At 43.9% G+C, this 12,098-nt stretch carries 13 protein-coding genes and 1 other RNA gene; 4 read left to right on the forward strand and 10 right to left on the reverse strand.

Annotated elements, in window-relative coordinates; translation table 11 throughout:
- Positions 1 to 64: 64 nt before the first annotated feature.
- The 4 genes from dusA to rsmI all read right to left on the reverse strand — a co-directional run bounded on the left by dusA (position 65) and on the right by rsmI (position 4,426).
- Positions 65 to 1,084, reverse strand: a complete 1,020-nt coding sequence (gene dusA, locus L1D50_RS16340; RefSeq protein WP_239966419.1) for a tRNA dihydrouridine(20/20a) synthase DusA — start codon at positions 1,082 to 1,084, stop codon at positions 65 to 67.
- 342 nt (positions 1,085 to 1,426) lie between these two features.
- A complete protein-coding gene (locus tag L1D50_RS16345) occupies positions 1,427 to 2,902 on the reverse strand; it encodes a serine hydrolase (protein ID WP_239966420.1) in 1,476 nt (491 codons plus the stop codon).
- Positions 2,903 to 3,140: 238 nt separating this feature from the next.
- Positions 3,141 to 3,511: RNase P RNA component class A (gene rnpB / locus L1D50_RS16350), an RNA gene on the reverse strand.
- A 54-nt stretch (positions 3,512 to 3,565) separates the two neighbouring features.
- The gene (gene rsmI, locus L1D50_RS16355; protein ID WP_017219056.1) at positions 3,566 to 4,426 is read right to left on the reverse strand and encodes a 16S rRNA (cytidine(1402)-2'-O)-methyltransferase; all 861 of its coding nucleotides are present in this window, start codon (positions 4,424 to 4,426) and stop codon (positions 3,566 to 3,568) included.
- Positions 4,427 to 4,486: 60 nt separating this feature from the next.
- Here rsmI and L1D50_RS16360 point away from each other — a divergent pair, with 60 nt between their 5' ends.
- Genes L1D50_RS16360 through dolP form a run of 4 tightly spaced genes read left to right on the forward strand, consistent with a single transcriptional unit; the run spans position 4,487 to position 7,900 of the window.
- The gene (locus L1D50_RS16360; protein WP_239966421.1) at positions 4,487 to 6,373 is read left to right on the forward strand and encodes a penicillin-binding protein activator; all 1,887 of its coding nucleotides are present in this window, start codon (positions 4,487 to 4,489) and stop codon (positions 6,371 to 6,373) included.
- A 9-nt stretch (positions 6,374 to 6,382) separates the two neighbouring features.
- Positions 6,383 to 6,748: a YraN family protein gene (locus tag L1D50_RS16365; protein WP_010605918.1), complete on the forward strand. Its 366-nt coding sequence runs from the start codon at positions 6,383 to 6,385 to the stop codon at positions 6,746 to 6,748.
- Position 6,749: 1 nt separating this feature from the next.
- Positions 6,750 to 7,337, forward strand: a complete 588-nt coding sequence (locus L1D50_RS16370) for an SIS domain-containing protein (RefSeq protein ID WP_010376705.1) — start codon at positions 6,750 to 6,752, stop codon at positions 7,335 to 7,337.
- Positions 7,337 to 7,900, forward strand: coding sequence for a division/outer membrane stress-associated lipid-binding lipoprotein (gene dolP, locus L1D50_RS16375; protein ID WP_010605920.1), 564 nt, complete (start codon positions 7,337 to 7,339; stop codon positions 7,898 to 7,900). Before L1D50_RS16370 ends, dolP begins: the two co-directional genes overlap by 1 nt.
- A 46-nt stretch (positions 7,901 to 7,946) precedes the next feature.
- Here dolP and L1D50_RS16380 read toward each other — a convergent pair whose 3' ends face one another.
- The 6 genes from L1D50_RS16380 to L1D50_RS16405 form a co-directional block, all read right to left on the reverse strand.
- Positions 7,947 to 8,372 carry a ClpXP protease specificity-enhancing factor gene (locus L1D50_RS16380; RefSeq protein WP_128727595.1) on the reverse strand — a complete coding sequence of 142 codons (426 nt, stop codon included), beginning with the start codon at positions 8,370 to 8,372 and terminating at the stop codon, positions 7,947 to 7,949.
- On the reverse strand, positions 8,372 to 8,998 hold the full coding sequence (gene sspA, locus L1D50_RS16385) for a stringent starvation protein SspA (RefSeq protein ID WP_095728872.1): 627 nt from the start codon (positions 8,996 to 8,998) through the stop codon (positions 8,372 to 8,374). The genes L1D50_RS16380 and sspA overlap by 1 nt, the downstream gene beginning before the upstream one ends.
- A 96-nt stretch (positions 8,999 to 9,094) precedes the next feature.
- Entirely contained in the window at positions 9,095 to 9,856 is a 762-nt protein-coding gene (locus tag L1D50_RS16390; RefSeq protein WP_128727594.1) for a cytochrome c1, read from the reverse strand.
- Complete coding sequence (locus L1D50_RS16395; RefSeq protein ID WP_128727593.1) at positions 9,853 to 11,154, reverse strand: cytochrome b N-terminal domain-containing protein; 1,302 nt, start codon at positions 11,152 to 11,154, stop codon at positions 9,853 to 9,855. The genes L1D50_RS16390 and L1D50_RS16395 overlap by 4 nt, the downstream gene beginning before the upstream one ends.
- On the reverse strand, positions 11,154 to 11,744 hold the full coding sequence (gene petA, locus L1D50_RS16400) for a ubiquinol-cytochrome c reductase iron-sulfur subunit (protein WP_095728873.1): 591 nt from the start codon (positions 11,742 to 11,744) through the stop codon (positions 11,154 to 11,156). The genes L1D50_RS16395 and petA overlap by 1 nt, the downstream gene beginning before the upstream one ends.
- 166 nt (positions 11,745 to 11,910) lie before the next feature.
- On the reverse strand, positions 11,911 to 12,098 hold a 188-nt coding region (locus tag L1D50_RS16405; RefSeq protein ID WP_239966422.1), incomplete at its 5' end, for a hypothetical protein.

The raw sequence follows: 12,098 nt of genomic DNA on the forward strand, positions 1-12,098 counted from the left end.
ACATTAAATAGTGAAAAAGACGATAAAATCGTCTTTTTCACACACAGGATTGAGCTAGCGCATTTTATACTTCGGGTACAAAAGATAGCGCCTTTTCCATCACTTCAATGCCAGCCTCTTTTTTGTGACCATTTTCTGATAAATGACGACGGAAACCACGAGCACCGGGCTGGTTTTGAAAAATACCCAACATGTGACGCGCAATGTGCCAAAAGTTTGCACCATTCGACATTTCACTTTCAAAGTAGTCATACATGCTTCTTACCACCTGATGACGCGTTTGCGTAAACGCAGCTTCGCCATACAATAGCTCATCAACCTGTGACAACATAAACGGGTTGCTGTAAGCTTCACGGCCAACCATTACACCGTCAAGGTGAGCCAAATGATGCAGGCATTCCTCAAGAGTTTTAACACCACCATTAATACTGATATGCAGATCTGGATAATCTTTCTTTAATTGATAAACACGAGGATAATCTAATGGTGGGATCTCCCGGTTTTCTTTCGGGCTTAAGCCTTGCAACCATGCTTTACGGGCATGAATGATAAAGTCATCACAGCCCACTGCCTGCGAGGCTTCAATCAACGCCGTAAGAAACTCATAGGAATCTTGTTCATCAATACCAATGCGCGTTTTTACCGTTACCGGAATATTCACTTCTGCCTTCATCGCCGCCACACAATCAGCAACGAGCTGAGGCTCAGCCATTAAACACGCCCCAAAGCGACCATTTTGCACGCGATCTGACGGGCAACCCACATTTAGGTTTACCTCACTGTAGCCATATTGCTCAGCACGCTTAGCACACTCAGCCAACGCTTTAGGATCAGAACCACCCAACTGCAACGCCGATGGTAACTCATGCGCACCAAACGCCAAATAGTCCCCTTTACCAAAAATAATCGCACCTGTAGTGATCATTTCAGTATAAAGCACCGCATGTTTAGTCAGCTTACGGTGAAAGGTTCTGCAATGTCGATCAGTCCAATCCAGCATGGGTGCAACGCTAAAGCGGCGAAAGGCATCAACACAGTGGTTAGGTGTTTGTGGCTCAAAGGGTGGAGTTGGTTGTTGGCTCATGGTATGACTTTCTCAATCAGATTTGCTATCAGCGAGCTGCACTAACTATCTATAGCAGTACATAGCTCAAATAGGTGATTGCGTAGTATACCGCAGCTTCTAATACTTCGTTAAGTATAGATAGTAATTTATTGCCAATAGTAAATAACCTGAGCTTCGGATAATTTATGCCTTTCTAGCAGCCTGTTTTTGCGCTAGACAAGGAAATAATTTAATATAACTTTAAAAACAATGACTTAGCTCATTTCTTATCCAAACCTCAGGTTAAATACAAAAAAGCCGCAAGTAATTGAACTTGCGGCTTTCGATTTGTTTAGGTTGCCTTCACAGTCTTATGGTGAGTTAAAGATACTCCTTCACTACCGCTACTTTATTTTTTGCGAACTGACTGTTTGGGTTTATCGCAAGTAACTGCTGATAGTGCGCCAGTGCTTGCGCATACTGCTTGTTTAACTCATACGCTTGCGCGATGCTGTTATGGTAATATGGCTGCTCGTTATTTTGCGTCAGCGCAAATTTAAAGATTTCGATACCATTATTAACTTGGCCATCTTCAACAAGCTTATTGCCCCACTCCACCAAGATCTCTAAATCATACATTACACCGGTATCTTGCTGCGCTTTTGCAAACATAGCCGCAAAGTCGGCAAAGCCTTGTTTATCTGTAAGCTGCTTTAAGTACGCCATCGGCTGGTAGGCCTTTTGCTTACTAGCGTCGTTAAAGTTGGGAATATAGTAAGCGGCAATATCATCAACAAACTCAATGGGTACTCCACCCAACAGGTTAGTAAGTACAATCACCGAAACCTTGTCTTCAGGGTAGGTGATCACTGTAGTCGCATTGCCACCGCTTGCGCTGATTGCTGGGTGATATTTACGCTGAACCACTTGCCAGCCCATTGCATAGCCGTTTTCTTTGTTGTTAAAGGCTTCTGTACGCCCGTTGTTCAGCTTAACTGGCGTCCATAGCATATCTAACTCTTTAACCAGCTCGCCTTGTTGTAGTGATACAACATAGTTAGCTAGTTCCGTTGCAGTTGAACTCATTCCCGCTGCGGTTCTCAACATATAAGGGAATTCGCCGTAAAAGTTTTTGTAATTCCCCTCTCCTAAATGAATATATTGGCGAGCCTGATTTGGCACCATAAGTTCAAGATAATCAAAACCTGCCTGCGCGGTTTTTGGCATATTGGCACGTGCTAACTGCATCTTGGTAATAAAAGCAGGAAACCCTTCAGGTGCATATTTATCAATAATCTTACCCAAAATCACATAGCCGGTTTGGTTATAACGAAAACGCGAGTTAGGTGTAAATTGAAAAGGCTGCTTTTGCACTGCTTGCCATGAGGCTTCCGCATCATTCGGTACAATGGTTTCTAGGGCATAATTTGATGCTAGGATCGGCGGCAGACCTGTGGTGTGACCCATTAATTGGTTAATTTTGAGTTGCTGCCAAGCCTTTGGTAAATCGGGTAAGTGCTTACCAATTTCATCGTCAATATTTAGATAACCTTGTTCAGCGAGCTGTACAATCGCAACACCGGTAAACGCCTTTGTCATCGAGTTAATCGGAAATAACGTCTGCTCAGTCACAGGCACTTGATGCTGTAAGTCTGCAAAACCATAACTTCCTTGCTTAATGATTTTATCGTCTTTAACTACGGCTAACTGTAATCCGGGAATATGCCTTTCTTTCATGAGGGTTTTGATCAGCTTGTCTATCGACTCAGCCTTCACTAAGGATGAAAATAATGCCGACCACAGTAGCGTGCCAAACCATAAAATGGTTGATAATAAGACTTTGTTGTTCTTGTACATGATAGTTCCATTACTCATTTTCGTTTGAGAGATGGCTATATCTTTCCAAGTATTGTACCAACCTTAAAAGCCATTAATTATCAGCAACTTAAATTAATTCAACGAGAAAACACAGGTGAATAAATTAACGAAAAGTGGTGAGATATACAAATAAATGGCGTTTTTAACAAGGTAATCGTGAGGTGATAAAGTGGAAGTCTCAAGCGTAAACATCTCATGTTGGGATGTTTACGCTTGAGGTGTGAGTCAGCCTATAAGCCGGGTTCTGTTCACTCCCGAAGGAGATCGATAATCATTCGTCTAGGCCTAGGATCGCTCCTAGGCTCGAGCAACCTACCCGGTTCCGATGCGGGCCACACCATAAGGAACCCTATTTGGTCTTGCTCCGGGTGGAGTTTACCTTGCAACCAACTGTTACCAGTGGCCCGGTGCGCTCTTACCGCACCCTTTCACCCTTACCGGTCCCGAAAGACTTAGGCGGTCTTCTCTCTGCTGCACTTGTCGTAGGCTCACGCCCCCCAGCCGTTAGCTGGCACCCTGCCCATTGGAGCCCGGACTTTCCTCCCCCTGATCATTTTCGTCACAGGCAGCGATTATCCGGCTGACTCAGGCGGGCGATTATACGCACTTTAATACAATAACGCACGCGATAAATTGCGTGTATTACGCTTCTCGCTCAGCAATGATAGCCTTATACAAGGCGTTCTTTTTTAGCCCTAAATATTCAGCTGCCACGCCGCAGGCCTTTTTCAATGGCATTTCTGGCTCTAGTAACTCAATCAGCTTTTTCGCTTCTGGCGTTAATGCTTGTTCATCTCTTTGTTCACCGGGTAGCATCAACACCAGTTCACCTTTTTGCTTTTCAGGCGTTGCGGTTAAAAACTCAATGAGCTCGGTAACCGTGCCACTGAAAAAGGTTTCGTAGGTTTTGGTCAGTTCTTTAGCAAAAACGACTTGTTGTGTTTCGCCCAGCGCGATTTTCATATCTTCTAGACTCGCCATAATGCGGTGGGTGCTTTCGTACAAGATACTCGTGATGCCAGAGGCGACTGCATCTTTAAAAAATTGCTGACGCGCTTGGCTTTTTGCTGGTGAAAATCCCACGAATTGGAACTTATCTGTCGGTAAGCCTGAACAACTCACCGCAGCAATGGCGGCACACGCGCCAGGAACGGGAGTGACGGTAGCACCTGCTTCACGGCAGAGGTTTACCACGGCATAGCCCGGATCGCTGATAAGCGGCGTACCCGCATCAGACACTAGGGCGATGTCTTTACCTTCGTTTAACCAATCTAAAATTTGCTGCGCTTTTTGCTTCTCGTTGTGATCATGCAGTGCAAAAGTTTTTGCTTTAATGCTAAAGTGGCTCAATAATTTACCGGTGTGGCGCGTATCTTCGGCAGCGATTAAATCGACCTGACTTAACACTTTCAGTGCACGTTCACTGATGTCATCTAAATTACCTATTGGTGTCGCTACAATATGTAGGGTGCCGATTTTGTTTTCGTTGTGAAGATTAGCCATTGAGCTCTCCAATATCAGTCAGTAAGATATCCACTCAGTCGTGAAAAAGAAGGTTTGCCTGTGCAGTTTAAAAAGATAGCGCTTTTAGTTGCCATATTGTCGGGGTTATCCGCTTGTAGTACAAGCACAAATGTCACCAAATCCCCCCAAGAAACTAAAACAACTAAAGCCGTTAGCCAATCGGATGACAATGCCGCGTCGTTATTTGCAAAGGCGCAGAGTAAGGAAGGCGTTGCCAAAATCCAATTGCTATATGCAGCCAGAGACGCTGCTATCTTAGAAAAAGACTGGCAAATGTTAGAGCAAATTGGTTTAGCGATGGAAGCTAAAGCCAGTGTTGATCACATTCAAAACAAATTATATATCGCACTTGCTCGCAAAGAATTGTCGCAGTATGCCAATGCGTTAGCTATCCTAAACACGCTAGAGGGCCGACTCAACACCCCAGAGCACCAAGCTTGGTATGAGTATTTACTGGGTAGTATTTATGCCTCGCAGCAACTACCAAAAAAAGCGTTGGTTGAGTACTTTAAAGCGGCCGATATTGCCAATGAACATAACTTAGCGGTGGCCGGGTTACACGAAGAGATTTGGCTAGCGCTACAACAGCTATCAAGTTACGCCCTAGAGCGCTTTGATTCTGGCTCTGTTTTACAACGTGGTTGGGTGACGCTGGCTAAATATCAACAAATTTATTTGGGTTCGAGCGTCCAGCTCGACCAAGCCATGAATAGTTGGCGTCGCCGTTTTACTAATCACCCAGCGGTTGCTTTACTGCCTAAAGATTTACAAGGCGCGGTTGCGCTTGAACCTTACCAAGTTAAAAGACTTGCGGTGTTGTTACCACAATCAGGTGCGAGCGAGCGACTCGGTACAGCGCTTAAAAATGGTTTCTTGGCTGCTACTGACGAAGGGATGATTGAAGAGGTCTTCTTCATTGATGAGATGGCATCCGAATCTGAAATAGTAACGCAACTTGCTGAGGCAAATGTCGATTTTGTCATTGGTCCATTATTAAAATCCAACGTTGAAAAACTACTCGCAGATAAAGGTTTTGCGGCTTACCCAACTTTGTTTTTAAATGCACGCGAAACGCTTACGCCTAGCAGTAGTGAACAGTACTTTTTTGCACTTAACCCTGAGCATGAAGTCGAGCAAGCAATGAAGCACTTTCTTGCTAAAGGCTATAAAAAGCCCATGTTACTGGCTCCAGCAAATGCCTCTGGTAAGCGGTTGATTGAGCATTTTGATCAAGGTTGGAAACGCTATAGTGAGACTAAGCCGGAAGTAGGTTATTACACTAATAGTAAAAATATGGCGGATGTCATTACCGATATTTTAGAGGTGGACGCTTCAAAGTCACGTACTCGCGTCATTAAGAGCCTATTTCGTAAAGAGGTCAAAAGCGAAACACGCTCTAGACGCGACATTGATGCCATCTATATTCTTGGCGATGCTATGGAAACCCGATTGCTCAAGCCTTATTTAGACGTCAATGTCAGTACGTTTGCCGACCGGATCCCATTGTATGCGAGCTCTCGCAGTTATAGTAAGCAAATCGATGTCACTGATAAGGGGGATTTAGAAGGGCTTTATTTTACCGAGCAACCTTGGATGCTGCCGGGTGCTGTTGAAAAAGCACCGCTTCGAGATACCTATCAATCTTTATGGCCTGAACAGGCCGATTTAGAACAGCGCTTGTTCGCGATGGCATATGACGCTACCAATTTAATCCCAGAGCTGCGGCAACTAGCTTGGCTCTCGGGTAAAAGTTTTGATGGCTTAACCGGCCAGCTCAGCATACGCGGTGGCAGTGATGTTGTGCGAAAGCTCAGTTGGGCACAATATCGTAATAAACAAATTCGTTTGGTGAGCTTGGATGAACAGCCTCCACTACCATTATTTATGCAACAAGAGAAACCTGTGGGAGACTCTTTGATCAGATAGGATATCTGGATGTTTAAAGGACTATTTAGCAACACACGGAGTAAGGGCGAGCATTTTGAGTTGATTGCGGAGCAATTCTTGGTAAAACAAGGATTAACCCCCGTCACCAGAAACTATCTCTGTAAATACGGAGAGATAGATCTGATTATGCGAGAGTCGCAAACCTTAGTGTTTATTGAAGTAAAGTATCGCGATAGCAGCCACTTTGGTGGCGCAATTAACGCACTATCAAAAACTAAGCTTCAAAGATTAAAGCGTAGTATTTATAATTATTTAGCACAGCAAAATTTGCATAACACGCAACTTAGAGTCGACTTTGTTGCCATTCAAGGGGCCGATCCCCCTGAAATAAACTGGATTAGAAATATTTTTTAGCATGCAAGAATCTATAAAATCTATATTTACAGAGTCAATTCAAGCGCAGATAGCGGCAGGCGAAGTATTGCCTAAAGCGCTAGAAACCGCAGCGATGACTATGGCTCAGAGCCTGATCAATGGCAATAAAATCATCTGCTGCGGCGCGCCAAGTAATCATATGTTGGCGCACCACTTCGCAACCATCTTAAGCAACTTTTACGAAACAGAACGCCCATGTCTGCCCGCGATTGCACTAACGAATGAGCAATATAATTTAGCGTCACCAGAAAATGGCAAAGCCAGAGAGCGTTTTGCCAAACAAATACGCGCATTTGCGCAACAAGGTGACTTGCTGGTGGCGTATGCCATAAACGGGCAAGAAAAGGCGGTTATTGGCGCAGTGGAAGCGGCTCTTACTAGAGATATGAAAGTCATCGCGCTAGTTGGCGATGATGGTGGTGAAATAACCGGTCTGTTGGGCCCACAAGATGTCGAGATCCGGATCCCAAGTAAACGCCCAAGCCGGATAATCGAGTCACAACTATTCAATACTCACTGTTTAAGTGAGCTAATCGACGCAATTTTATTCCCTCAGGACGAAGTATAATGATGAGAATAACCTCTTTACTTGCCGCCATCTTGTTACTACAAGGGTGTGCTGCTGCGGTAGTTGCTGGTACAGCCGGTGCGGTCTCTGCTGCAAATGATAGGCGCACTATCGGTGCGCAAATTGACGATAACAATATCGAGATTAAAGGCACGCTTGCTATCAAAGAGATTAAGCGCCTTGCAGATCATGCCAACATCACACTGGTGAGTGTTAATGGCGTAGTATTAATGATTGGTCAGGTCACCAATCAAGAAATGAAAACGGAAGCTGAGCGTGCGCTACAAAACGTTGCAGGGATTAAGCAGGTACATAACCAGTTAAGAATAAGCTCAAATATAGGTATCACAACGCAAACACATGATACTTGGCTGACCTCTAAGGTTAAAACCAAATTACTCGCTGCCGACGAGGTCAATGGTGCAAATATTAAGGTCGTTACCGAGAATGCAGAAGTGTTCTTAATGGGTTTAGTTTCCAAGCAAGAAGCAAACTCCGCGGTAGAAATCGCCAGGAATATTAATGGTGTAAAACGTGTGATTAAAGCCTTTGAGTACATATGATACCAATAATGTATAGCCATAAAAAAACCTGCATTCGCAGGTTTTTTTATTTTATCACTCGAAGGTGAGAACCTTTTTTCTTTTCAGGTTCAGGCTTAGTCTCTGGCGCTTGTGAGACTTCAGTCTCTTCCGCCAAATCTAGCTCTTCATCTTCAAAGACTTCTTCTTCAGGTGTAAATACCGTGCCCTCACCATTTTCTCTGGCATAGATAGCCAATACCGCACCGTTAGGTACGTATACTTGCATTGGCTGACCACCAAACCGAGCATTAAAGCTCAGTGCTTGGTTATCCATAGAGAAATTCGTCACAGCAGATGGGCTTACGTTCAACACAATCTGCCCTTCTTGCACAAACTGTGTTGGAACCTGTACCGAGGGGAAGTCCGCGTTCACCACTAAATGCGGCGTACATTCGTTATCGACAATCCACTCGTAAAAAGCGCGTAGTAAGTAAGGACGATTAGACGTCATTACGATCTGATCTCACGCTCAGCATCAGTTAGCGATGCTTGGAATGAGTCACGCTCAAATAAACGTAGCATGTATTCTTTTAGCTCTTTGCTACCGGCGCCATTCAGCTCAATACCAAGCTGTGGTAAACGCCAAAGTAGTGGAGCTAAATAACAATCTACTAAGCTGAACTCTTCACTCATGAAGTAAGGTGCTTCATTGAAGATAGGTGCTACAGCTAGTAGAGCTTCGGTTAACTCTTTACGAGCTTGTGCAGCTTCATCACCGCCCGCAGAAACCTTTTCAGCAAGTGAATACCAGTCAGTTTCAATGCGGTGCATCATCAAACGACTACGACCACGCATTACCGGATATACAGGCATCAGAGGAGGATGCGGGAAGCGCTCGTCTAGATACTCCATAATGATATTCGCTTGGTACAAACCAAGCTCACGATCGATTAGCGTAGGAACAGTACCATACGGGTTAATCTCATGTAGAGCTTCTGGTAAGTTGTCCTTTTCAGCCTGATGAATATCAACACTTACACCTTTCTCAGCAAGTACGATACGTACCTGGTGACTGTACATACAGTTTGACCCAGAAAAAAGTGTCATTACAGGGCGCTTATTGGCAGCAACGGCCATGCCTACCTCCATTAAAAAACTAAAAGTAATTAAATCACTTTAAACAGCAAAAGGGGCGAACGCCCCTATTGCAAAAATTACCTTTGAATATTCAAATTAATGAACATCTCTCCAGTATTCTTTCTTCAAGAAGAATGCCAGGATGAAGAAGATAACTAAGAAACCAATAACCTTAATACCTAAAGCTTCTGACTCCAGGCGAGAAGGCTCACCTACATAAGCTAAGAAGTTTGTCAGGTCACGTGCTGCTTGGTCATATTCATCAACACTCATCTCACCACTACCATCTGTTTCAGTACCGACAACTTTGGTGACGGTTTTCATGACTTTTTCGCCATTTTCAACCACTTCAACTTCATGCTCTTCAGTGATTGGAGTTGGCAAGCCTTGCAACTCTTGTAGTACGTGAGGCATGCCCACCAATGGGAAAACAATGTTGTTTACACCAAATGGGCGAGACTCATCTTTATAGAATGATTTCAAGTAAGTATAGATGTAGTCCGGTGACTTAACACGAGAGATAAGTGTTAAGTCTGGTGGAGCAGCACCAAACCACTTTGCTGCATCATCTTTCGCCATAGAGTTTTTAATATGGCTACCCACTTTAGAACCATCGAAAATAAGCGTTTCTTGACCAATATCTGTTGGAATACCAATATCACGGAAAGTACGCTCATAACGCTGATACTGCATCTGGTGACAGCCAAGGCAGTAGTTCATAAATAACTTAGCGCCACGCTGTAAAGATGCTTTATCTGTTAGGTCATTATTTGCTTCCATCAAAGGTACTGATGGGCCCGCTGCCATCGATAACGTTGGCAACAATGCGAATAAACCGATTACTAGCTTTTTCATCATTTCGTCAACCTCGTTGGTAGTGGCTTCGTCTTCTCATTTTTACTGTAGAAGAATAGCAATACGAAGAACATGAAGTAAGTTACTGTCGTAATTTGCGACAATAGCGTTTTAAAGTCAGTTTGCGGTGTTGCACCAATCCAACCAAGGATAACAAAAGTGACAACAAACTGAGCAATGTTCAACTTATGGAAACCACAGCGGTAGCGAATCGAACGAACAGAACCACGGTCAATCCAAGGCAATAGTGCCAATGCTACAATTGATGCACCCATCGCAAGTACGCCGATTAGCTTATCAGGGATTGCACGAAGGATCGCATAGAATGGCGTAAAGTACCAAACTGGGAAAATGTGCTCTGGCGTTTTCAGCGGGTTTGCTGCTTCGAAGTTTGGCGCTTCAAGGAAGAAACCGTTCATTTCTGGTGCGAAGAAAACTATTGCACAGAAGAAAATTAAGAAGCCAGCAACACCTAAGACATCTTTTACTGTGTAGTAAGGGTGGAATGGAATTGCATCCACAATATCTTTTTTGTCAGTGTAATATTCATGGAATTTAAATTTAGGTTTGTCTTCCTCAGCCACAGAGCCTTTCTTACGCTTGATCTCAACACCGTCTGGGTTGTTCGATCCTACTTCGTGAAGTGCAACAATGTGAAGGAATACCAAGATAACCAGTACTAATGGTAGTGCAATAACATGTAGTGCAAAGAAGCGGTTAAGCGTTGCACCTGAAATAACGTAGTCACCACGGATCCAAAGCGTTAAGTCATCACCAATTACAGGGATTGCACCGAATAATGAAATGATTACCTGAGCACCCCAGAAAGACATCTGGCCCCAAGGAAGTAAGTATCCCATGAATGCTTCAGCCATTAGCGCTAAGAAGATAAACATACCAAACAACCATAGAAGTTCGCGTGGCTTTTGGTAAGAACCATAAATCATACCGCGGAACATATGGAGATAGACCACCACGAAGAACGCGGACGCGCCAGTGGAGTGTAGGTATCGCAATAACCAACCATATTCAACATCACGCATGATGTATTCTACTGATGCAAAGGCACCTTCAGCAGAAGGAACAAAGTTCATAGTCAGCCAGATACCAGTCACAATCTGGTTTACCAATACTAAAATGGCGAGTGAGCCAAACAAGTACCAGAAGTTAAAGTTCTTTGGCGCTGGGTATTGAGCAATATGCATATTCCAGACGCGAGTCATTGGAATACGAGCATCGATCCAATCAACAACTTTGCCCACTACGCCCGTATTTTCTGCTTTATCTACATTTACAGACATTATGCAACCCCTTCTTCTTCACCTACCAAAATAGTAGTGTCGTCAATAAAGGTATACGGTGGGATCTCTAAGTTTAGAGGTGCAGGTACGTTTTGGAATACGCGACCCGCCATATCAAACTTCGAACCGTGACAAGGACAGAAGAAACCACTATCAGTGCCTTCTACTTTTTCGCCAAAACTTCCGTTAAGGAAAGATGGTGAACATCCTAAGTGAGTACAAATCCCAACAGCGACGAAGATCTCAGGTCGCTTAGAACGAAAACCGTTCTGCGCAGACGCCAACTGTTGTGGCTCTTCAGAGTTAGGATCACGAAGTTGGTCTTCGTGTTGCTTCATTTGTTCTAGCATTTTTGGTGTACGATTAACAATCCAAACAGGTTTGCCTCGCCACTCAACACGAATAAGTTGTCCAGACTCAAGTTTGCTGATATCTACTTCTACAGGCGCACCTGCAGATTTAGCTCGCTCACTTGGATTCCAGGACGCAATAAAAGGAACAGCAGCTCCAACCGCACCAACGCCACCTACAACAGAGGTAGCGATAGTTAAAAAGCGACGTCGGCTGTTGTCTACAGGCGCATTGCTCATCCACTTATCTCCACTTGATTCCCAACACTTGCTATATTGAGAACATCAGTTACAGCAGGTTAATTTAAGAAATTACAAAATAGACGCGATCATAAATAAATACCTTGATTAAAACAAGGTTATTCCAGATCCATGCCCGAATAAACCCGCAGATAATCATCTATGATTACTTCGAGCATGAAACCGCGTATTCATGATATCGCGTCTGACACAACAATATACTGACTAAGATCAACCCCCGACTAAGGATACGCACCAAATCGCATGACTGGATCTCAGGTCTTTCTACTTGCTCCGCCAATTGTAGCAAAAAAAACCGCCAAGTTACCGCTCGATTTGCACTAATTATTATAT

The sequence above is a fragment of the Pseudoalteromonas sp. Isolate6 genome (assembly GCF_022398435.1).
GTDB lineage: Bacteria > Pseudomonadota > Gammaproteobacteria > Enterobacterales > Alteromonadaceae > Pseudoalteromonas > Pseudoalteromonas galatheae.

Excerpts from the sequence above, each read along its gene's own strand:
- dusA (WP_239966419.1), bottom strand. The coding sequence starts at position 1,084 with ATGAGCCAACAACCAACTCCACCCTTTGAGCCACAAACACCTAACCAC.
- L1D50_RS16345 (WP_239966420.1), bottom strand. The coding sequence starts at position 2,902 with ATGTACAAGAACAACAAAGTCTTATTATCAACCATTTTATGGTTTGGC.
- rsmI (WP_017219056.1), bottom strand. The coding sequence starts at position 4,426 with ATGGCTAATCTTCACAACGAAAACAAAATCGGCACCCTACATATTGTA.
- L1D50_RS16365 (WP_010605918.1), top strand. The coding sequence starts at position 6,383 with ATGTTTAAAGGACTATTTAGCAACACACGGAGTAAGGGCGAGCATTTT.
- L1D50_RS16370 (WP_010376705.1), top strand. The coding sequence starts at position 6,750 with ATGCAAGAATCTATAAAATCTATATTTACAGAGTCAATTCAAGCGCAG.
- dolP (WP_010605920.1), top strand. The coding sequence starts at position 7,337 with ATGATGAGAATAACCTCTTTACTTGCCGCCATCTTGTTACTACAAGGG.
- L1D50_RS16380 (WP_128727595.1), bottom strand. The coding sequence starts at position 8,372 with ATGACGTCTAATCGTCCTTACTTACTACGCGCTTTTTACGAGTGGATT.
- sspA (WP_095728872.1), bottom strand. The coding sequence starts at position 8,998 with ATGGCCGTTGCTGCCAATAAGCGCCCTGTAATGACACTTTTTTCTGGG.
- L1D50_RS16390 (WP_128727594.1), bottom strand. The coding sequence starts at position 9,856 with ATGATGAAAAAGCTAGTAATCGGTTTATTCGCATTGTTGCCAACGTTA.
- L1D50_RS16395 (WP_128727593.1), bottom strand. The coding sequence starts at position 11,154 with ATGTCTGTAAATGTAGATAAAGCAGAAAATACGGGCGTAGTGGGCAAA.
- petA (WP_095728873.1), bottom strand. The coding sequence starts at position 11,744 with ATGAGCAATGCGCCTGTAGACAACAGCCGACGTCGCTTTTTAACTATC.